Annotated in this window: 15 protein-coding genes; 7 read left to right on the top strand and 8 right to left on the bottom strand. The window is 43.3% G+C overall.

Features of this window, described 5'->3' with window-relative positions; translation table 11 throughout:
* Positions 1-58 precede the first annotated feature (58 nt).
* From B151_RS19630 to B151_RS0112025, 4 genes are all read left to right on the top strand, one after another.
* Entirely contained in the window at positions 59-4,981 is a 4,923-nt protein-coding gene (locus B151_RS19630; RefSeq protein ID WP_020403892.1) for an alpha-amylase family glycosyl hydrolase, read from the top strand.
* 17 nt (positions 4,982-4,998) lie between these two features.
* Positions 4,999-9,366 carry a T9SS type A sorting domain-containing protein gene (locus tag B151_RS0112035; protein WP_026166639.1) on the top strand — a complete coding sequence of 1,456 codons (4,368 nt, stop codon included), beginning with the start codon at positions 4,999-5,001 and terminating at the stop codon, positions 9,364-9,366.
* Between the two features lie 186 nt (positions 9,367-9,552).
* On the top strand, positions 9,553-11,772 hold the full coding sequence (locus B151_RS19625; protein WP_169332214.1) for a T9SS type A sorting domain-containing protein: 2,220 nt from the start codon (positions 9,553-9,555) through the stop codon (positions 11,770-11,772).
* A 24-nt stretch (positions 11,773-11,796) separates the two neighbouring features.
* Entirely contained in the window at positions 11,797-11,988 is a 192-nt protein-coding gene (locus B151_RS0112025) for a PID-CTERM protein-sorting domain-containing protein (protein WP_020403889.1), read from the top strand.
* 127 nt (positions 11,989-12,115) lie between these two features.
* On the opposite strand, the gene radC is transcribed toward B151_RS0112025, so the two are convergent.
* From radC to B151_RS0111995, 6 genes are all read right to left on the bottom strand, one after another.
* Positions 12,116-12,832, bottom strand: a complete 717-nt coding sequence (gene radC / locus B151_RS0112020; RefSeq protein ID WP_020403888.1) for a RadC family protein — start codon at positions 12,830-12,832, stop codon at positions 12,116-12,118.
* Positions 12,833-13,027: 195 nt separating this feature from the next.
* Complete coding sequence (locus B151_RS0112015) at positions 13,028-13,234, bottom strand: helix-turn-helix domain-containing protein (RefSeq protein ID WP_020403887.1); 207 nt, start codon at positions 13,232-13,234, stop codon at positions 13,028-13,030.
* Positions 13,235-13,236: 2 nt separating this feature from the next.
* Complete coding sequence (locus B151_RS0112010) at positions 13,237-13,977, bottom strand: DUF2975 domain-containing protein (RefSeq protein WP_020403886.1); 741 nt, start codon at positions 13,975-13,977, stop codon at positions 13,237-13,239.
* Positions 13,978-13,981: 4 nt separating this feature from the next.
* Positions 13,982-14,602, bottom strand: coding sequence for a DUF2975 domain-containing protein (locus tag B151_RS0112005; protein WP_020403885.1), 621 nt, complete (start codon positions 14,600-14,602; stop codon positions 13,982-13,984).
* A 1-nt stretch (position 14,603) separates the two neighbouring features.
* On the bottom strand, positions 14,604-15,254 hold the full coding sequence (locus B151_RS0112000; RefSeq protein ID WP_020403884.1) for a DUF2975 domain-containing protein: 651 nt from the start codon (positions 15,252-15,254) through the stop codon (positions 14,604-14,606).
* 300 nt (positions 15,255-15,554) lie between these two features.
* Positions 15,555-16,736, bottom strand: a complete 1,182-nt coding sequence (locus tag B151_RS0111995) for a phosphorylase family protein (RefSeq protein WP_020403883.1) — start codon at positions 16,734-16,736, stop codon at positions 15,555-15,557.
* Between the two features lie 2 nt (positions 16,737-16,738).
* On the opposite strand from B151_RS0111995, the gene B151_RS0111990 reads away from it, so the two are divergent.
* From B151_RS0111990 to topA, 3 genes are all read left to right on the top strand, one after another.
* The gene (locus tag B151_RS0111990) at positions 16,739-17,302 is read left to right on the top strand and encodes an NUDIX hydrolase (protein ID WP_020403882.1); all 564 of its coding nucleotides are present in this window, start codon (positions 16,739-16,741) and stop codon (positions 17,300-17,302) included.
* Between the two features lie 377 nt (positions 17,303-17,679).
* Positions 17,680-18,156 (top strand): peroxiredoxin, encoded by a 477-nt coding sequence (locus tag B151_RS0111985; protein ID WP_020403881.1) that lies wholly within the window; start codon positions 17,680-17,682, stop codon positions 18,154-18,156.
* Between the two features lie 13 nt (positions 18,157-18,169).
* Positions 18,170-20,713 carry a type I DNA topoisomerase gene (topA, locus tag B151_RS0111980; RefSeq protein ID WP_020403880.1) on the top strand — a complete coding sequence of 848 codons (2,544 nt, stop codon included), beginning with the start codon at positions 18,170-18,172 and terminating at the stop codon, positions 20,711-20,713.
* Positions 20,714-20,805: 92 nt separating this feature from the next.
* On the opposite strand, the gene B151_RS0111975 is transcribed toward topA, so the two are convergent.
* Positions 20,806-22,005 (bottom strand): amidohydrolase family protein, encoded by a 1,200-nt coding sequence (locus tag B151_RS0111975; RefSeq protein WP_020403879.1) that lies wholly within the window; start codon positions 22,003-22,005, stop codon positions 20,806-20,808.
* A complete protein-coding gene (locus B151_RS0111970) occupies positions 22,002-23,315 on the bottom strand; it encodes an amidohydrolase family protein (RefSeq protein WP_020403878.1) in 1,314 nt (437 codons plus the stop codon). The genes B151_RS0111975 and B151_RS0111970 overlap by 4 nt, the downstream gene beginning before the upstream one ends.
* Positions 23,316-23,379: the final 64 nt, after the last annotated feature.

Genomic DNA, 23,379 nt, shown 5'->3' with positions numbered 1-23,379 from the left:
TACATTATCTCAGGTATATTCCTTAGGATCAAGTTAAAAGACGAATAATTTAGGTTTAATGAAGGATTGTAAAAATGTTTTAGGCTATGGGGTTTGGGGTGTTCTCAGATATTTCCTAAGAACTTTAGTGGGTTTTTCGGGAATCGTATTGCTGCTAACTGCCGGTGTTCAAGCGCAGATAAGCACTGACCCAGCATTTCCGGAGGAAGGAAGTTCCGTTACCATTTATTTCAATGCAGCTGAGGGGAGTGCGGGTTTAAAGGGCTTCTCAGGAGAGGTCTATGCCCATACAGGAGTGATCACTGATGAAAGCGCGAAGGGTGATCTTTCCGATTGGAAATATGTGATCGCTGAATGGGACGAGAATATTCCAAAAGCAAAATTAACCAGGATTGGTTCAGACTTATATAGCCTAACCATTCCTGAAATTCGGGAATATTACGGTGTACCTTCTGGAGAAGAGATTCTGAAATTAGCAATGGTTTTCAGAAGCGCAGATGGTGAGTTAGAAGGGAAAGGGGAAAATGATACCGATCTCTTCATAGATATATATGATGAAGGTGTACATGTACGGTTCCAGAAACCAAGGGAAAAAACAACGATCCTGAATCTAAATGGATCTTTGGATGTGGAAGTTGTAGGAGCGGCAATAGGGTCGGGGTTTCAGAACATGAAACTGTATGAAAACGGCATAGAAGTAGCCGAAAGCAATAGTACGTCATTGTCATATACAGTATCAGCATCTTCTACAGGCCTCACCGAGATGCTGGCGGTTTCATCAAATTCCTTGGGAGTGTCTGACTCAGCATATGCTTATTATCTTGTTCCGGATGAAGTGGTCGATATGCCGAGACCCGGAGGAGTTCAAGAAGGAATATATTATGATGAAAGTGACCCCACTAAAGTAACATTATCGTTACTGGCTCCATACAAAAGCAGGGTGTATGTTATTGGAGAGTTTAATGATTGGCAAGTTCGTCCTGAGTATCAGATGAAGAGAGATGTCCGTGGTAATCAGGAAGTATATTGGTGGCTCGAAATCAATGGCCTGACGCCCGAAAAAGAATATGCATTTCAGTATTTGGTTGATGAAAAAATACGTATTGCTGATCCATATTCAGAGAAAGTACTTCACCCCGATGACTCATGGATACAACCGGAGGTGTATCCTGACCTGAAGCCCTACCCAAATGGTAAGACCACAGAATATGTATCCATTATCCAAACCAATAAGCCAGATTTCAATTGGACGGATGATGGGTGGGAACGACCGGACCCTAATAACCTGGTGATTTATGAACTTTTAGTACGTGATTTTAGCGAGAGCCACGATTTTGCGACAGTGATCGATTCTCTGGATTACCTTCAGCGACTTGGAATCAATGCGATAGAACTTTTGCCGGTGAATGAATTCGAGGGAAACAGCAGTTGGGGATACAATCCAAGCTTTTACTTAGCCCCGGATCGCTATTATGGTCCTGAAGATGATCTGAAACGACTGGTAAATGAAGCACATAAAAGGGGTATTGCAGTTATTTTGGATGCCGTTTATAACCATTCCTTTGGCCAGTCACCGATGGTTCGTTTATATAATGAAGGAAATTATGGTCAGCCGACACCGCAAAATATTTGGTTTAACTCAACGGCACGCCATCCTTTTAATGTGGGGTACGATTTTAACCATGAGAGTATATATACCCAACGGTTCATAGACCGGGTCAATAAATACTGGTTGGAAGAATACAGAATAGATGGATTTAGGTATGACCTTAGTAAGGGATTTACTCAAAATTACTCCGGTGATGTGGGGGCCTGGAATCAATACGATCAGTCGCGTATAGACCTCTTGTTAAGAATGAAAAATAAGATTAGGGAATATGACCAAAGTGCATATTTGATCTTAGAGCATCTGGGAAATAACGATGAAGAGAAAGTATTGGCTGATAATGGGTTTATGCTTTGGGGGATTATGCATGATCCATTTAAAGAAGCTGCAATGGGGTACGATGGTGACCTGACAGGGACATCCTATCAAAGCAGAGGGTGGAATGAGCCGCACTTAGTAGGCTACATGGAGAGTCATGATGAAGAGCGGATCATGTATGAGCTTAGTAATTATGGAAACTCTGTAGGTGGATATGATACTAAGAATGAAGAAACAGCCTTGAACCGGATGAAATTAGCTCACGCTTTTTTGCTGGCAGTTCCGGGCCCAAAAATGATCTGGCAATTTGGTGAATTGGGTTACGATGTTAGCATAAGTGTGAATGGGCGAACCGGAGAGAAACCTATTTTATGGGAATATAGAAGGGACACGGATCGGTATCGCTTATATCGGACAATGCGTGAATTAATAAAGCTTAAAACAACAGAGCCTGCATTTAAAACCACGGATTTTGCTCTCGATGTTGGAGGTAAACAAAAAAAGATACTTCTAAGATCTTCAAATGATGTACAGCTGATCGGGAACTTTGATGTGGTCGATGCAAATGTACAGCCTTTTACCCACAACTCAGGGTCCGGGAAATGGTGGTATGAATATTTTAGCGGAGATTCTCTGCAGATTAATGAGTCTTCACCTCCTTCAGTGAACCTTGCTCCCGGTGAATTCCGATTGTATTCTACCCAAAAAATTGGACCCGCACCCTCCGGTTTATTGAATGAAACACTTCCCAGTATTTCACTTTCTTCAACTTCCATAAAATTCGAAGAAATTCAGGGTGAAAACACCCCCCCTTATCAAAAGAGCTTAACCATTACGAATTCAGGAAGCGCTCCGTTGAATATTACAGATATTTCGGGTTTTAGTTCGGTATTCACAGTATCACCTACCGGAGGAACCATTGCTCCGGGAGAAGCGCTCAAGCTGTCAATTACATTTGATCCGCCTACGGTTGGAAGTTATAACGATACTTTTACAATCAAGTCTTTACAAGTTTCAGATAAAACTTTCTCAGTTGAAGGTGAGTTGCTTAGCTCAGTACCGTTGAAACCAACTTTACTGTTGCCTCAAAACCAATCGGAAGGGGTTGCTATAAAAACAGCATTAAAATGGACTGAAGTTAGCACGGCAGATGCATATGAACTTGAAATTCGCTCTGGAGGAGAACTCATTAAAGTAGAAAATAATTATACGTCTACGAGTTACAGAGATGCAGAATTTAAATTTCAAACCTCGTATTCATGGAGGGTTAGAGCGGTAAATAGTTTTGGTAAAAGTGAATGGACGGAGCCTTTTACCTTTACTACCACTCCGGACATTCCCGGTAAAATAAAGCTCACCGCTCCAGATAGCGCTGCCGAAGGGGTGTCTACCAGCCCGGAACTAAATTGGATTAAAGACAAGTATACGGAAGAATATCAGGTAGCAGTAGCTGAAGAGGAGCAATTTGAGAACATTGTTTATTCTGATTCCGATCTTCAAGAAACTGCAGTACAGGTGGTTGGGCTGAATGCAGATAAGAAATATTATTGGCGAATTCGTGGCTCAAATAAAGTGGGTACAGGCAGTTGGTCGGAAGCTTGGTCATTTAGAACAAGTGCTATAGGCACCCCGGAACTTCATTATCCAGAAATTGGTCAAGTTAATATTCCCACAGATACCACTTTGATTTGGAGAATTTCAACCAATGCGGATTCTTATAGGATACAGATCTCAAAAAAACCGGATTTCAGTACTCAGGCAGAACAAAATGGCATTACCGATACAAGCTATACTCCGGGATTTCTTGAACGGAATACAACCTATTATTGGCGGGTTAAATCAGCAAGCACTGATTTTGAAAGTGATTGGTCTGCAAAAGGAGTCTTTTCCACGGTATTTGATGAACCTTCGATCCCTGCCCCAGTTGCCCCGGATAACGGTGCTATCAACATCCCGGATGAGCTGACTATAAAATGGACTAAGGTAGATTTAGCAACTTCCTATCGATTACAAATTTCCGATGACCAGTCTTTTGAAAAAGTAAAAATTGACACTGCAAACATTCAGGGCACTTTCTTTGAAGTAGTTGAGCTGTTATCTCGAAATACAACCTACTATTGGCGGGTAAAATCAGTTAATCCGAGCGAAGAAAGCGAGTGGTCGGTAGTTCAGTCATTCAACACATTGCCGGTTGCTCCCAATGCTCCATTATTAGCATCTCCTTCTGATAGTCTCACTGATACTCAAATAGACTTAACCTTTCATTGGAGATCTTCCGGAGAAGAAACTAAATATCGTTTTCAGCTTGCTGAAAATAGCAGCTTTACGCAAAAATTTGATACATCAGGTGTGTCGGATACCTTACTTGTTATCACTTCTTTAAAAAACAATCAAACCTACTACTGGCGGGTTTCGGCAGTTAATACAGGTGGGAATAGTAAATGGAGTGATGTAAACGTTTTCAAGACGGTGATAAGTAAACCGGAACCTGTTATCCTTGTACAGCCTTTGAAGGGTGACCTGGTACATCCACTTGAGAACCGCTTTGTTTGGGTGAAAGCAGAACGTGCTTCAACGTACCGTTTTCAGCTAAGTGCCGATGCAACATTTGAAACCCCGTTAGTGGATACAGTAAATATTACCGATCAGAAGCTTGAAAATATAAACCTCGAAAAAGAAACCAGGTACTATTGGCGGGTTCAGGGAGCAAACCGGGGAGGTGCCGGTAACTGGAGTGAGGTGCAGGAGATTGAAACCAAATTCATTACCAGTATAGAAGAAACAGGCGTGCCAAGAGAATTTACATTGATGCAAAATTATCCAAATCCATTCAACCCGACAACCTCCATCATGTTTGGTCTGCCTCATGGCAGTGAGGTGTTACTGGAAGTATTCACTATAACCGGACAAAAAGTGGCCACACTTGTGAAGAAATATGAATCAGCCGGTTACCACACGGTGCAGTTTGATGCAGAAAGTCTGTCCAGTGGACTCTATTTGTACCGCATTAAAGCAGGTGATTATGTACAAGTCAGGAAGCTTACGCTGATCAAATAATTTGGAACTGATAAAAAATGAAACACAATAAAATACTACTGATTTTGCTTGGGATCTTAATGATTCCAACATTGATATTTGGACAGCAGGTATACGAACCGGAGGGAGTTAATCTGCCGGGTGAATGGAATGCCTGGGAAAACACTAACGATCCGGACGAGATGGGTAATTTCAGAATGGTCAAAAGAGATTTTGCCGGCGGTCAGTACATTACGACCATTAACGTTGACGCATCGGGAGCAGATACTTCAGCTGGAACCTATGCCTGGCTATTTACCAGTGGACCTGATGGCAATGAATTCAATAACAAATGGGCCAATGCGTCTCCAGTAAATGTTGATGGGTTCAATAGTATGATATATCAGGGAGGAACCGATAACTCTATATCCTTGCAAAATGGATACTATTACACCGTTATTATTACAGATAATGGATATGCTGATTCTGAGGCTGCAGTATTAAAAACAAGCGCATCGCCGGTGGATTTCATTTCTGTAAGCGGAGTGCCTACAACTGAGGTGCCTGAATATGATCCCGTTACCATTTCAGTGGAATTAGATCAACCTAAATCGCCGGAAGAAAAAATCTACCTTCGCTACTCAACGGATAACTTTACAACCAGTTATTCGATTGAGATCACTGATTTCAGTTCAGGTACAACCGGAACAGCACAAATTCCCGGACAACCAAAAAATGCAGCCGTTGAATTTTATGTGCTCTCTACAACCATAGATCAATCCGAATGGGATGGTAAAGTGGATCTTGCTACTCTACGCTTTGAAAACAACAATGGGAGCAATTACATTTATCATTATGAGGCTGATGTCTTTCCCCTTAACGGCGCTAATAATGTGCAACGAGCACCTCGCATAAGTTGGTATCCGGTAGACAACCTTTCCGGTTATGATCTGCAATTAGACAATAACAATGATTTTTCAAGTCCAATTGTTAATGAAACCGATTTAGCCGATACCTCATATACGCTAAGCACACCATTAGATATTTATACAAGGTATTTCTGGCGGTTCAAACCCGATACGGCTAATACCTGGTCAAGCACATTTAATTTCAGAACAGAATCGGAGATTACATTTGGCAATGTTCAGTTTCCGGAATCGCATATGATGGATGAAGGCAATGACCTTACCATTTATGGTCAGCTTTATGTGCCCGGTATTACGGAAGATGAAGCGCAAAGCACGGATATATCGGCCTGGATCGGTATTAGTACAATAAATGAAAATCCATCCAACTGGATGGAGTCAAGTTGGAAGACTGCTGAATATAATGCTTCTTCAACCACAGCCGGAGATAATGATGAATATGCTGGAACTCTGGGTTCTGGCCTTGAGCCCGGGACATATTATTATGCTTATCGGTATAAGTATAAGACCCAAAATTATGTGTACGGTACTATAGGCGGCTTTTGGGCTGATACCAATCAAACATTGGGAGGGCTTGTGATCAAGGATATTCCTGCATTGTCATCTCCTGAAGATGGCATATCAGGTGTTGAACTTACTCCTGCGCTCAGCTGGATTGCGGCTGATGCCTCCGTTCAGGGTTTCAGCTTGCAGGTCTCAGAAAGTTCAGCTTTTGAAACAAAGATCGTAAATGAGGCAGCACTGCCGGCAGCGGCGAATAACTATGATATTGCTTCCGGAATTCTGGACTACGAAACTACCTATTATTGGCGAGTTCGTTCCGATTACGATACGACATCCAGCGGATGGTCTTCAGTTCGGTCTTTTACTACTCTTCCTCCTGCACCTGAAAAAGTAAACCTATTATTACCGGTTGATGGTGCAGTTGGAGCCTCGCTTACTCCTGATTTTGAATGGGATGAAAGGATTAATGCCACCGGTTATGAACTTGTAATATCCACCGATCAGTCATTTGCAGATGGAATGCAGGCAGTGATTGAAGAAAGTAGTCTTAGTACAAACACATATTCTGTTGATGAGGGAAACTCGCTAAGCAAAGAAACAGAATATTTTTGGAGGGTACGTGCAGTAAATACTACCGGAAGTAGTCCATGGTCGGATGTGTATTCTTTTGTAACCGTTGGTGATCCACCGTCAAAAGTGACTTTGTTATCGCCTGAGAATGAATCTACAGGGATTTCTATCATGCCAACGTTTGAATGGGAGCAACAGGCGTCTGCAGCCGCGTATCAGCTGCAGATTTCATCCTCAACAGAGAACTTTGATTCAACAGCACATTTAGTGCTCGATAAACCGGATCTAAGTCAAAACACATACTCCTTACTTCAGTTTGATGAACTGGAGAATGCAAAAAGTTATTATTGGCGGGTTCGGTCATCTAACAAAGCAGGAACCGGTTTTTGGTCAGATACTCTGAAATTTACAACCTCTGCTCCGGTACCGGTATTGGCCTCTCCGGATGATCAATCCACATCAACCCCTGTGAATCCCATTTTGAGGTGGAGTAATATTGAGAAGGCTCAACACTATGCTGTACAAATAGCATCGAATGAAATATTCACACAAATAGCTTCAGAAGCTACAGCATTGAGTGATACTTCTTTTATACCTGAAGGACTCAGTTTTGATAGCACGTATCACTGGAGAGTTAAGGTTCAGGTAAATGACATTGAAAGTGAATGGTCAGAGCCGTTTTCCTTTACAGTGAAGGCGAACCCTCCGGCTCTCCCTCAATTGGTGAGCCCTGACAGCGGTGCTGTAAATGTTAGCCTTGAGCCCAACTTGGTTTGGGAGGCTCCGGCCAATGCCGTAAGCTACGAGATACAGGTTTCCAAAAGCATGGCTTTTGATTCCGGCTTTATTCTGGATACGACCGGATATGAAAATACGGACTATCTCCTTTCAGGATTAGAAAATGGCACTTCTTATTATTGGCGGGTTCGGGCATTCAACAGTGAAGGCACAGCGGGACAATGGTCTTTACCGGGAGAATTTAAAACATTACCACTTCTTCCTGAAACGGTTACCCTTTTAACTCCGGCTGATTCAACAAGCGATGCCGGGATCCCGGTTCACTTTACCTGGAGTATCTCTTCATTGGCTTCACATTACGATTTTCAGTATTCCGAAAATCCGGACTTTACATTTAAGGCGGATACTTCCGTTACTTCTGCCGAATTGTTATTGGAAGCGTTGGATTCCGGAGCCAAATATTATTGGCGTGTTAGGGCGGCAAATGGAGCAGGAAACTCCGCATGGACACACTCAAGATCTATTGAAACAGGAGTGGGCGGTTTTCCCGGGCCTTTGCTTACTGCTCCCAATGATGAAGAAGACGGTATGGGTACTGTACTTGAGCTAAGCTGGAGCGCGGTCCGTGGTGCAGACTATTATCAGGTTCAGGTGTCAGCTTTTCAAAATTTTGATATAGTGGAAATAGATACATCCAATGTCAAAACTACTACATTAGACCTGTCGGAGTTAAAGAAAGAAACGGGTTACTTTTGGCGGGTTCGAGCACATGACGCAAAAGGGTCTACAGCATGGTCATCTGTTCGCTCTTTTACTACCCAGTCTCAGGTGCCTGGCATTGTTAAGGTCAATCTCCCGGCCGACAGTTCAGCAGATGTTGAGCTTCCTGTTCGTCTTTCATGGAATCCCGGGGAAGGGGTTAATCACTATCAGGTAAGACTCTCTGAGCAGCGGAATTTCAGTATAGCTATCGACAGTAGTAATATTTCCGATACTACACTAACACTTTCCGGTTTGGACTTTGACACGGAATATTATTGGCAAGTAAGGGCAATCAATGATGCCGGAAGCGGACCATGGACCGAAGTTCACTATTTCTCCACTATTGTTCCTATTCCGGAAGTGCCGGAGTTGGTGAACCCCGAAAAAGGATCAGAAACGGATTTCCCGGTTCGCTTCGGATGGAATGAAGTTGTATATGCGCAAAACTACGATCTTCAGGTTTCTACCCGCGATGATTTTGATTCCCTGACAGTAGACTCTTCCGGAATTGAACAGGTTGTAGCTGAGATTTCCGGATTGAAGGATGGATCTACATACTATTGGCGGGTTCGCGCGGTGAACCGGGCCGGCGCCGGAAGCTGGTCTGCCATGCATGATTTTAAAACAGTAACGCTTACATCAGTTGAAAGAGATGTCTTGCCGGATGAATTCGCTTTACATCAAAACTATCCAAACCCTTTTAATCCGGTTACTAATATTCAATATGATCTAAAAACGGCCGGCGATGTAGGGATTCGAGTCTATGATATTTCGGGAAGGCTTATTCAAACGTTAGTGAATGAACGTAAAACAGCCGGCAGGTATCGGGTTGTATTTGATGCAGGCAACCTGGCAAGTGGAATTTATATGATAAGAATGGAGGCGGGGCCTTTCCTGGAAGTTAAAAAAATGACGCTTATCAAGTAGGGAGGAAGGATAAGGCCCTTTAAAGATATTTTTACGCATTAGAATTCGTTAGCGTGAAATTTACGGGTTGAAAATGCGAATTGATTTTACTAAAATGAAAGCGCTTACATATTTTTGGGATACAGTTGTGGGCAGCTATTAGCAAGAATTAAAAAAACAATTAGGAAGGAAATAATAATGAAACAAATGATACGATTATTAACAGGCACGCTTTGCGTCTTGCTGTTGGGGACAGCTACAGTTTTGGGGCAAGTGACTAATCAAGTTGCCAGATATGATTCAGCTGGAAATTATTCAACATGGAATAATGGAGATAATGAAGGCTCAGGATTCACTGCTTGGAATCTCAATGATAATAACAATGATGGTAATAATAAATTTGCTGGTTATTACATTGGAGCTAATCCAACACAGAATGGGAGACAGTCAATTGCAAATGGTACAAGTAAGATTTTTGGGATTTATGCAAATTCAAATGACGGAAGTACTGTATATGCAGTTGCTAAAAGAAACTTTGCTGATGAATCAGGTGCTTCTAGAAGTTTAATCCCTGGTGAATCTTTTACTTTTGAATTTTCATTTTCATGGAACGGAGGTAAAAGAGGTATAAATTTATGGTCTGATGATAGTTGGAGCAGTTTTCTTTTTAATGTAGAACACAGCGGTACAAACTCTCTTGAATCTTCTGCTGGTCAACTTCTATCAGATATTTTTAATAAAGCAACCACATTAACATTCACATGGAATGGTGGAGATACAGACAATTTAACTGTTTCTGCAAGTCATGATGGTGAGTCAAATTCAATTACAACAACAATTAATTCTGCACCACAGGGATTTAGCTTATATCATGAGAGAACAGGTACCGATGCTAATAATGGTAATTATGAACCATACTTTAATAACTTTAGAATTACACCTGATTATTATGAATTAAATGTAAATGGTTCTGATGGCTGGAGAATGTTTGCTTCTCCAACTTCTAATACCTCATATAGTAATTTCCTAAACACTATTTGGACGCAAGGCATCACAACCGGTGCGGATGTTACCAATGGAGATGCCAATGTTAAAACCTACAACGGGTCTTCTTTTGCTACTGTTAATGACCTTACGGCTACAATGAGCCCAGGAGTAGGTTTCATTACCTACATTTACAGTGATGATGATTATGATGGCAATGCAGAAGGTTTTCCTAAAACCTTGTCGTTATCCGGTACAGAGAATACAGGTTCAGTAAGCCCTACACTTACTTCGGGAGCTGATGCATGGACATTGGTAGGAAATCCCTATGCCTCTACCATTGATTGGGATGAACTTTCGAAAACCGAACTCACCGGAACGGTCTATGTGTACGATCACAGCTATGGAACACCTACCGATTCCGAAGACGATGTAGCGGCAAGCGGATCGGCCGGAAGCTATCGCGTGTGGAATGGTTCTACAGGCTCACTTACCGATGGACTGATTGCTCCATTCCAGGGGTTCTGGGTGCAAAATTCAGCATCTGCAACGTCTGAAGCGCTCACCATTGAAGAAGCAGACCAAACTACTGGAGCTACTTTTTATAAGGCATCTGAGCAGCAGGTAAGCATTAAACTACGCGGAGTCATGAACAACATGATGAGTGAGGCTTTTCTTTCTTTCACTGAAAACGGCGAAATAGCGAAAGATGATTTTGACGGATTAAAATTATCCCCACTTGATTTTCGCCCGTATTTAAGCGTGGCCAGTGTTACCGGTGGCACAAAACTGGACATCAACAATCTGCCGGTTTCTTTTGAAGGAGAATTGGCTATTCCGGTTTCTGTACAAGGCTATACTACCGATACCGAGCATGGAACATGGATTGAGATGGGTGGTGAAGTAACCCTGAGCTGGCCTGCTTTAACGAACATTCCTGAAGCATGGGGAATGACACTGACTGATTTAGAAACAGGTGTATCGGTTGATATGAAAAATTCCGAGAGCTATTCCTTTGAGATTATAAATAGCGGAAAGTCAAAAGCTGGGCCTTCTATGACGATCCTGAATCCACAGCCTCCACAAGTCGAACGGATGGCCAAGGGAAATGAAACTCCGAGATTCACGATAACGGTCATAGCTAACACCACCACTTCCACCGAGCCGGCTGATACACCGGAAGGTTTCGCCCTGGAGCAGAACTACCCGAATCCGTTTAACCCGACCACCAGTATTCAGTACAGTGTAGGGAAAACCGGGGAAGTGGAACTGGCGATCTACAACGTGATGGGCCAGCAGGTGGAAACCCTGGTCAGCGGGACCAAATCGGCCGGCACCTACCGTGCTAGCTGGGATGCCTCTGGCATGGCAAGTGGGATCTACTACTACCGCCTGCAGTCTGCCGGACAGGTCCTGACCCGTCAAATGACCCTCATCAAGTAATTCTCACTTAAGTTCTATCCGACTATGAAAACACTGATCACAATTACACTTGTTATAGCATTTACCATACTATTAACAACGATCCTGATGGCGCAGCCTCCGGGGCTGCCGGCTACACCAAGTCAGGCGCCAATTGATGGCGGGCTGGGACTGTTGGCGGCAGCGGGAGGGGGATATGCCCTGAAGAAACTGCGGGATCGTAGGCAAACAGAGTAAGGGAAACATCTATCAAGTAATGACTAAGTTAGAAAAGAAGTTCAATATCCACCTGTGAGGAAGCTTTAAGCAGTCAGTTACCAGCTTTCAGTTATACTCAAGATAAACTGAAAGCTGAAGCTGATAGCTAAAACAACCCGTCGCTTCTCAAGCTCACAAAATTATATCCGGCAATAATGACATGATCATCTACCGGAATGCCGAATAATTTGCCACACTCAGCGATGCGTTTGGTGAGTTGAATATCGGCTGTGGAAGCCTTGTTATGTCCGGATGGGTGATTGTGAATAAGGATGATGGAATTGGCTTCATTGAGCACGGCCTGGCGCATCACTTCAGCCGTATCTACGATGGTGGCTGTTTTTCCTCCATTACTGATCTTGGAGAAGCCGGTCAGTTTCTTAGCATTATCCAAAAAACCGACCAGGAAGGTTTCTTTGGTAAGATGACGGAGTTTGGGAGCAAAATATGCGTTCACATCTTCCGGACTGGTGATCTGAATTTCTTCTCCCAAGGCGGCCACTTGTAATCGTCTTGCAAGTTCAAAAGCAGCTTCCAGGGTAATGGCTTTTACCTTGGCGATGCCGGGAATCACTTTTAGCGACTGCCAATCTTTGCGGACCAAATTGTGCAATCCGCCAAACTGATCGAGCAGGGCTTTGGCGGTATCTATTACATTCAATTTTTTGGTTCCGGTTCTTATGAGGATAGCGAGTAACTCAGAATCGGAGAGCGAGTCGGCACCATAATTCATAAGTTTTTCGCGAGGCTGCTCATCAGGAAGCATCTCTTTGACGGTTCGTTTGTGGAAATCTTTTATAGAAAAGGATTCTTCATGGCTCATATGATCTAAGGTTTGTTTTCTTTCTTAGTTAGAGCGATGAAAAAGGGATTCCTTACAGAATTTTTTTGAGTGACTTAAAAACTCTGCGCCAAACTCTGCGAAAATCCGCGAGAAAAGAAGGGTTGAATTTGGGGCATAGCTACAAAGGGGCTCACGCAGAGGCTCGCAGATGAAGCGCTGAGTTTCGCAGAGAAATTACTCCTCTGAATACTCCAGAATATCCCCGGGCTGACAATCGAGCGCTTCGCAAATGGCTTCCAAAGTAGAAAAACGAATGGCTTTGGCTTTGCCGGTTTTTAGGATAGAAAGATTCGACATGGTAATACCAACCTCCTCCGAAAGTTCAGTGAGGCTCATCTTTCGTTTAGCCAGCATTACATCCAGGTTTACGATTATGGCCATGGTTACACCGTAAGATCTTGTTCGTTTTGTAGAGGAATTCCTTTTCTCACGAAGATAATGAGAAACAGAAGAAGGAATAGGATGAACAGCATGGTCATAGATACTCCATCGGTTAACGATAAGTCCAGATTAAACTCGGTATTCAGGAAATTAATTCTCCTGGCATAGAGCAAAGCATTAATCAAAAACCCAGCAAATACTACAAAGAAAAGTGTCATGACCCTATGATATATTTCCTTATTGAAAAGCTTCTTATAGCTTTCAAAATTAGCAGAAATGATCCATATCACTATTAAAATGATTATGAAGATACCACCAATGAGAAAACCCATTTCCAGGTAGATTTGTGAGATCCAAAATGACCGGTGGTCATCAGATACTAAAAATGAAGGGTGGCTGGATAGTCCTAAAATTCTATCATCTTTAGAAGATGAAGAGAGAATATCCATGGTTTTATCTCCTGAGGGAGAGAATGTAAGGTCGGTCAGAGTTACATAAGTAAAAGAAGTATCCATATTAGCTATTTGGTTGAATTCAAAAGAACCAAATGTAGCTTTGAAGCTGGATCCGTAAGATGTCATTCCTTCTTTAGATTCAGGCGTAAGATCTTTCTCAATGATAGATTGCATATTCTGAAATGCCCAGAAACCTCCCCAAAGACTGAGCCCTGCAAAAACAATCATCAACCCAATAATTACTTTTTGAAAAAGGGAGTCAGGTAAAATTTTTTTATTCAGATCCATAATCTTACACCGTCAGTTTTAATTCCTGGTACATATCGTGGCCTTTTTCAAATACAGCGGCCAGCGCAAAAAGGAGGAGCCCATATACGAAACTTCCCGGTTCAAAATCCAGGGTTACCGAGATCTCATTGGCGACCAGCATTTCATCAATAGGAACCACAAAAAGCTGATAAATAAGCCATTCAAAGGGTTTGAAAGCGATGATCAGCCCGGCGATGATCTTTAGCCTCGTAATATTTTTCTGTGTGAACACTTTGTCATTCCAGGCAGATTTAAGCATCATGCGGAGCTGAAAGAATCCGAATAGGAATAATCCCATGCCGATAATAAATGAAACCAATATTCCCACATATAAACCAAAATGGTTATTCATAAGGTAATCCGCATTTAAAGAAGCGGTTGCGGAATCGATGGAGATCATGGAGGAATCAATAGCGGTTTGAAGCGTGAGTTGATCAGGTTCTATCGGAATTCCTAAATGAATCTCGTTCAACAAAAGTCCAAAAGTATGTTGGGTGAACAGGGTGCCAATGATAAGAATAGCGGTACCGCACAGCACATACCAAAAAAAGTTGATGATGGCATATGAATAATACACTGCGTTTCTGTCTTTAAAAGATTTCATTTTACACCGTCAGTTTTTGTTCTTCGTAGATGCGGGTTCCTTCTTTGAATATGTAGCCCAGCACGATCATAAAGATACCTGCGAAAATGAAGTCCTTCCCAAATAGATCTAGATAAGTGATGTCAATACCCTCAGGGAAGCCAAGGTTATTTAAAATAGGCAGGGAAATAAAATGGCCACTATTCAAAAACAGAAAGGAGAAATTAACCGTACCCACTGCAAACAATATGGTCCCAATTTGTGAAAGGTAGGTTGAATTTTTTGAATGAAAAGGGCTCCCTTCAGCTACGTTTCTAAGTACTTTGGAAAAGAGGTATAGAAGTATAAAAAACACGGCATTTTCATAGATCTTCAACCCATTATAAAAGAAAAAGGCACTTTTAACTTCTTCATAATCGCCGGAAATATGAATTTCCGAAGTCATTCGTTCGGGGATGTTCATGTAGGAATTGGCGAACTCTATGTCCTTATAGGGATCAAATTGTTCAAGTTCCATATTGACCGGGATGTCTCTGATCACGACCCGTCCGTTAGTTAAATATCCTATCGAACTAATAATCTCTACGACAACACCGAGAATGATCAGCCAGTAACTGAGCTGACAAAGGTAGAGTAAAAAGTAAGCGAGTGACCAATCTTTTCTGAATTTCATGATCTTTAAAATGAGTTATTGTTCTCCCAACAAGAAAAAGAAGTAAATTCCGAAAAGCAACAATTTTTTATTGATAAACAATAAATAGTTACCGAATAAAGAAATTGTTCATGGGTTGTGCGAACAAAAAAAGCTCCAACGCAGAGCGTAGGAGCTAGTAAAATTATTCTTAGTGGCAATATTTAGATTCCCTCCTCCGCGGGAATGACATCGAGTTGGGTAGGAGGATAAGAGAAGTTTATCGCGTAAAGAAAAAGAACTTCAACATTCAATGTTCAATATTGAATATTCGATATTCTTCTACTCCGTTCCGCCCATCAGTGGTTCGTTGAACGCACGGATGCTGGAGTTCGGTAGTCCTTCCGGGTAATTATCTTTCACCATTTGTAGGGCATCGATCACCATTTTCAGATGCATTTCTTTGGAATTTTGGTAGAACGATTGAGCGGCTTGAGAAAGTTTGGGTTTACCATGAAGCGGCTTATCACTCACACAAAGAAGGGTGGCGTGAGGAATACGATATCGAAATCCATTGGTGGCTACCGTTGATGATTCCATATCTACCGCGACACTACGACTCATATGAATTTCTTCCACCGTTTTGGCCTTCGAGAATTCCCAGTTTCGATTGGCGGTGGTATATACAGTTCCTATACGATGCTTCATATCATTTTGATCCAGCACTTCCTGCATGTATCGGTTCAGGATGAAGTTAGGAGACACGGGAATGCCAATCGGGAAGAGGTCGTCCAGTACCTGGTCGGCGCGATAGTAGCCGTTGGCGAGTACGAAGTCGCCGATATCCTGGTGGTTTCGAAGTCCACCGCAGTGACCCACCATCACCATGGCATCAGGCCTTAATACTCCTACGTGATCGGTAATGGTTTTTGCATTTGAAGGGCCGACACCAATATTCACCAATGTTAGTCCAGAATTGTTATCCATTTTGTGATGATAGGCCGGCATTTGTACTCCTTCGCGAGCCGGTTTTTCGCAATCGGGAAACATCTCGAGAAAAACCTCCACATGCATATCATAATTGGTAAACAGGATGTAGCGCTGAAAGTCTTCGGGTTTGGTACCCGTGTAATGTTGTAATCGATCGAGCGAGATATCAATGCGTTCTGCCCGAAACAAGAATAGCTTTTTCTGGGTGATGTTCCAGTCGTTCTCATCCAGGTTGTCAAAAAGCTCCGGTTCATGAAGAGCAAGCACGTCTCGGGAAGGTTTGATGAAAACCGTAGCTCCATTTTCTACCAATCGCTCGATTTCTCGCTTTAGGTACCATCGGTAGGCTTTGGGTTGAGCCAGTTCACCGTCAATGACGGGATTATGTTTGCTCCAGGTACGCTCAACGATCATTTTTGGATACTGTCCGGAATCATAAATTTCCTCCATCAGGTCCAACGCTTTATCGATAGCTTTTTTAAGTTCTGCCTCCGAAGAAAACTGATCATTAACTAATTTGAGCGTATTTGACATCTATGAATACCCGTGAATTTAAATTTTCGATTGAACCGTGGATCACCACTCGTGAAGAGGTCAAATATACGACGAATATCTTCAAACTTTTAAGTCGTGATATGGAGTTAAAGTCGGAAGATCACAAGGCAACGTTTTCCATTGTGGATGCCCCCGAATGGATGAATGTAATTCCGCTCACTTCAGATAATGAGGTTGTATTGGTAGAACAATTTCGCTACGGGATTGAGGGACCCACGCTTGAGCTACCAGGTGGAATGGTAGATGCCGGCGAAACGCACTTTGAAACCGCGAAGCGAGAGCTATTGGAAGAAACAGGCTTTACGGGAGATAAATGGCATTACCTGGGGAAAGTAAGTTCTAATCCGGCATTTTTGACGAATTACACGCACCTGCATGTAGTTAAAAACTGCCGCAAAATTCAGGATCAGCAATTGGATGGAAATGAACGCATCAACGTACACGTAATTCCGTTGGATGATTTTCTGGAGATGGTGAATAACGGAACGGTACATCATTCTTTGGTGGTAGCCGCTGTGGCAAAGTTTCTACTTTGGAAAAAGTAAACCAACCCAGGGATCTCTTAAGCCTTGAGTGAGCCTAAATTTTAATTTTGACAAAGGTGCTTGCCGAGCGGAGACTTAAGAGGAATAGCCGGTACCCTCAAGTCTGAAGACTTGAATTGCTATTACTTTTCAGTCACCGCTTCGCTCAAGACTGAAAAGATCTCCTTAGTTTGGGTTCTAATCTGAATGAAAAAAATCAGTGCCTATTCGTTCTATCCGTGTCATCAGTGTTCCATTCCGTTGTGTTTAGAAGCTTCATCAAACAAATAAATCCCCTACATCAACAAATCAGATCGTGAATTCACTGAAACCGAACGAATCCATTCGTACTTTCAGTTATCAGAATCCATCAACCCAAAGAATTTAAACTAACCATCATGATTGACACAGGAGCTAAAGCCAATTTTGATTTTACCGTAAAAGCGGTTCAGAATGGAGAAGAAAAAGAGATCAACTTCAAAGATCTGCTGGATAAGCCAACCATTGTATCGGTGTACATGAAGAATAACACCAGTGGCTGCGATCGCCAAACCAAAGATCTTGCGGACCATGCTGAATGGTTCAAAGAGAAAGGATATAACCTGGTGGCCATTAGTAAAGACACTTGCGGTTCACACAAACGGTATGCGGAAAAGCAAGGCATTGACTTTACTTTGGTTTCTGATCCGGACTACAAGTTTGCCGAAGCCACCAATTCCATCGTGCAGAAAAAGATGTATGGAAAAGAGTATGAGGCCCCCTCTCGTTCGGCCTTTGTTATTGATACAGATGGTACTATTTTGGGGACTATCGAAAAAGTGAATACCAAAGACCACGCCGGAGAGTTAAAAGAGCTGGTCGAACAACTGAATTAATACCTGTTATTGCATGAAAAGTCTCGTCATTGTAGAGTCACCTACAAAAACTAAAACCATTAAGAAGTACCTTCCTAAAGGATATGTAGTAGATTCTTCTATGGGTCACATTCGTGACCTGCCTTCCTCGGCCAAAGAGATTCCGGCAAAGTATAAAAAGGAAGAATGGTCAAATTTAGGGATCAATGTGGATGATCGTTTTGACCCGCTCTATGTAATTCCATCTTCCAAGAAGAAGGTAGTATCCAAGCTCAAAAAGTTATTGAAAGATGCGGATGAGTTGATCCTCGCAACGGATGAAGACCGCGAAGGTGAGGCTATTTCATGGCACTTAAAGGAGATTCTGAAGCCGAAGATCCCTGTGAAGCGAATGGCGTTTCGGGAGATCACCAAGCAGGCTGTTTTGGATGCGCTTGAAAACACACGCGATATCGACATGAACCTGGTTCATGCACAGGAAACACGCCGAATTTTGGATCGACTGGCGGGATATACAGTCTCGCCATTGTTATGGAAGAAGATCTCTCCGGGATTGTCGGCCGGCCGGGTTCAATCAGTAGCCGTAGAATTTTTGGTAGAGCGCGAACGAGAGCGCATGAAGTTCAAGAGTGCGACTTATTATGATCTGAAGGCTCAGCTTCATAAAGAAGGCGATGAGTACAAGTTTGATGCAGACCTGACCCATCTCAATGAAAAGCGTTTGGCCAGCGGTAAAGATTTTGATGAAAACACCGGTAAGCTCAAAAAACCAAAATCAGTGGTATTGCTGGACGAGGATAAAGCGAGTTCCCTGGTCGATGATCTGAAAGAGGCTACATGGTCGGTCATCAACGTGGATGTGAAAACGCAGAAACGAAACCCGGCGCCTCCGTTTATTACATCAACACTGCAGCAGGAAGCCAACCGTAAATTTGGATTTTCTGCCCGTGACACGATGAGTGTAGCTCAGAAATTGTATGAAAAAGGATTTATCACCTATATGCGTACCGATTCTACCCGACTTTCTAGTCAGGCGATCGGTGCAGCAAGAGATGCAGTAACCGAAGAGTATGGCGATGACTATCTCTTTGAGCGCGTTCGGAATTACAACAAAAAAGGAAAAGGCGCACAGGAAGCGCATGAGGCTATTCGTCCTTCGGGATCTCGTTTTGTGAAGCCTGATAAAGCCGGTTTAAGCGGCCGGGAATTTAAGCTTTATGATTTGATCTGGAAGCGAACCATTGCGACCCAAATGGCTGAAGCCGAGCTGGAATTTACCAACGTGACGATCCGCGCTACCAATAACGGAACCGACGCAGATTTCCGAGCGGGTGGTAAGAAAATTTTATTTCCTGGTTATTTCCGGGCTTATGTAGAAGGAAGTGATGATCCGGAAGCAGCGCTGGAAAATCAGGAGAATTTCCTTCCTGAAATGAAAGAAGGCGACAGCACTGGTTTGGATGACCTGAATTTTGTTAGCCACGAAACCAAACCGCCGGCTCGATTCACAGAAGCAACGCTCGTTAAAGAATTAGAGAAAAGAGGCGTGGGCCGGCCTTCAACTTACGCATCTATTATCAGTACTATTCAGGATCGCGGGTATGCGAAAAGCGAAGGTAAGACTTTGATCCCGACTTTTACAGCATTCGCCGTTTCATCACTCCTTGAAAAACATTTTCCTGATCTGGTGGATAGTGATTTTACGTCCGAACTGGAAGACAAACTGGATGCCGTTGCTGAAGGAAAGCAGGATCCGGTGAAGTATCTCGAAGATTATTACAAAGGCGAGAATGGCTTGAAAGCCAAAGTGGATACGCAGGAAGATAAGATCGATCCGCAGGAAGCTAAGTTGTTGGACTTGCCGCTGGAAGGATTGGAAGGAATTAAAGTGGCCGTGGGGCGATTTGGCCCTTATGCACGAATGACCAAAAATGGGGAGGAGGTAACTACTTCACTTCCTAATGACATGGATCCGAGTGACATTTCCTCAGAGAAACTTGAGGAGCTGATCAAGATCTCCGAAGAACAGGATAAGCCAATTGGACATGATCCTGATTCCGGTGAGCCGATCTTTTTACTCTCGGGAAGATATGGTCCGTATGTGCAGCGTGGTGAAGTGACCGAAGACAACAAAAAGCCCAAACGCGTTTCTTTGCTGAAGAATATGGAGCCAAGTGACGTTGATCTGGACTTAGCACTTCAACTGCTTGAATTACCTCGCAAATTGGGAGAGCATCCCGAAGATGGCAAAGTGGTGAGAGCCGGTGTTGGTAGGTACGGACCTTATGTAGTTCATGATGGGAAATTCAAATCCATCCCAAAAACGGATAGTGTTTTAGACATCGAATTAGACCGGGCGGTGGAATTGTTGGCGCAGAAAAAGAAATCGACCCGCGGCAGTAATGAGATCAAAGACCTCGGAAAGCACCCGGATACAGACAAGCAAATTCGCGTGATGACCGGTCGGTACGGCCCGTACATCAAGCATGGAAAAAAGAACATCAGCTTGCCAAAAGGAGAAGCTCCGGAAGAGTTCACACTGGATAAAGCCTTAGATCTGATCAAAGAGAAAGGGTAGCATTACCCAAGAAATTGCCAAAAAGAAAGCCTTCCTGAAGTAAACCAGGAAGGCTTTTTTTATATCGAACAGACGTTAAATCAGCAAAATGCTTATTTCACTTTCCGACCATTGATGATCACTCCGGTAATATTAGTTACATACTCCAGGGGATCTCCGTCGAACATAGCGATATCAGCGTCTTTTCCGGCTTCAAGTGATCCAACACGATCATCGATATCCAGGATTCTGGCCGCGTCGATGGTCAACATCTTGAGGGCACTTTCCTTGCCTAAGCCATTTGCTGCAGCAACGCCGGCTTCGAAAAGCACCACGCGCGTTTTTGGTACATACCCTTCATATCCGCTTTGGAAAGCTACAGGAATTCCTGCTTCGTATAACTTTCCGGCTGTTTCCATGGAGGCGTTTTTGGCATCACCATAGGTGCGGGTCATTGTGGGATGAATGGTAACCGGGAAGCCGGATGCTTTGATCTCATCCATTACAAGGTAAGCTTCAGCAGCACCGTCAATCACCATAGGAAACCCAAATTCTTCCTGAAGGCGCAAGGCCGTCATGATATCATTGGCTTTATGAACCGTAACTAACGCGGTCAGTTTTCCTTCCAGCAGATCGGCAAGAGCTTCCATGCCAAGATCTTTGGAATAATCTTCATCGCCATTTCTCTTTTCCAGATAATTCTGCGCTTTAATGAACTCCTGACGCAACATCGCAATTCCTTTGGAACGCGTACCCGGTTTACTGATGGCACGGCTCATGTTATTGCCAAGTGTCATAGCCAGCATTTTAGCAGGAACCACCACAGATTCTTCTACGGTTTCTCCTGCTGTTTTAACGATCATAGTTTGGCCACTGATCAAAGCTCCGGGACCATGGCCGGTATGTACGGTGGTGATTCCATTATCCCGTAAATAATGCACCAATTTCTCACGGGCATTATACGCATCAATCGCCCTCAATTCGGGTTGGATTGCACTGGAAGTTTCCAGTTGATCCTGATCGTGATCTTGGTTTAAATAACCGGCCAAACCCACTACCGAATGAGCATCAATCAATCCGGGGGTTACTACTTTGGCTTCATAAACTTCGTAATTAGAAGGAATTCTGATGCCTGAAGCAGAGCCTACCCTTTCTACCTTACCATTTTTGATGAGTACCACGCCATCAGTGATCGGATCTCCGGCCATGGTATAAACGGTTTCGCCTTTTACGGCTATTTGTGCCTCTGCTGAACTAAAATTGAAAGCGATCAGCAGTGCGGGTATCAAAAATAAATACTTCAATGATCTCATTGTTGTCCTCCATGTTCGTGGTGCGTATGAACTTCTCCGCGATATACTTGATAACCGCCGGTGGCATATTTCTTTTGGTCTTCATTCGAACGATCGAATACTTTTTGTCCTTCCACCCAGGTTTGTTCCACATGCGTATATACGCTGAATGGATCCCCCGAAAGAATGATAAAATCTGCATCTTTACCTTTATCAAGGGTGCCGGTTCGGTCGGCAATATCCATCATCTTTGCATTAGCTATGGTGACCGATTCAAGTGCTGCTTCCCGGCTCATTCCTTCGCGGATGGCTAATGCGGCCGAACGGAGAAATAATCGGGAATCCGTAATGCCGTCATCGGTATGAAGCCCGGTTAATACGCCGGCTTTTTCGAGAACGGCACCATTCTTATTACTGAAATCCATCACTTCCAGTTTGCCTCCGGGCGAGTCCAGTGTAATGATTGAGGCGGGCACACCGGCTTCTGCGATTTCATCAGCTACTCGCCAGGCTTCACTAACATGCTGCAGCACCAGGTCGTATCCGAATTCTTCAGACAGACGGATGGCTGTCAGAATATCATCATGGCGGTGGGTATGGTTGTGTACAGTTCGTTTTCCTTCCAGTACTTCAACCAAGGTTTCCATGCCGATATCGCGAGAAGGCATTTTACTTTCATCTCCATCAGCAGCATCAATTTTGGCTTTATATTCTTGCGCCTTCACAAATAACTCACGCACCATTGCGGCCGATTTGGCCCTTGTACCGGGAAATCCAGACCCTCCTAAAGGGTTGGTTCCGTTAGCCATTTTCAATCCTCCATAAATGGTCTTTTCATCATCCAGGTAGATGAGCATATCTTCAATGGTATTGGCTTCGCGAAGTTTCAGATACACGGTTTGGCCGCTCATCAGGTGACCGGAACCCGGCATGATATTTACAGATGTAATTCCTCCGGCCCGAGCTTTATAGAAAGTATCGCTGCGAGGATCAATGGCATCCATAATTCGAACATCGGGATGCATGGCGGATGACCGGTCGCCACCATCGCCCTCTCCAATATGAGAGTGCGTATCCACTAATCCGGGCATGATTACTTTTCCGGAAACATCATGGACATCAGCATTTCTTGGGATTCGGGTATTTTCGTTTCCAACGGCCGTGATTTTACCGTCTTCAACAACAAGCACTCCGTTATTTATAGGCTCGCCGGAGATGGGGATGATCTGTGCGCCCGTAAATACTTGCGGTTTGGATTGCGAAAATCCATTCACCCCAATAAAAAGCACACAAACCAATGCGAGCACTGAGCTTCGTATCAGCTTTTGCATAAGAATAGTAGTTAGTTAAAATTAGTGAGCTCAATTTATAAAAAAAGAGGCCGGAGTAAAGCCG

It is taken from the genome of Gracilimonas tropica DSM 19535 (genome assembly GCF_000375425.1).
GTDB classification, from domain to species: Bacteria; Bacteroidota; Rhodothermia; order Balneolales; family Balneolaceae; genus Gracilimonas; species Gracilimonas tropica.
Note: the sequence above shows the minus strand (reverse complement) of the source record. Positions and strands in the feature narration are given on the sequence as shown.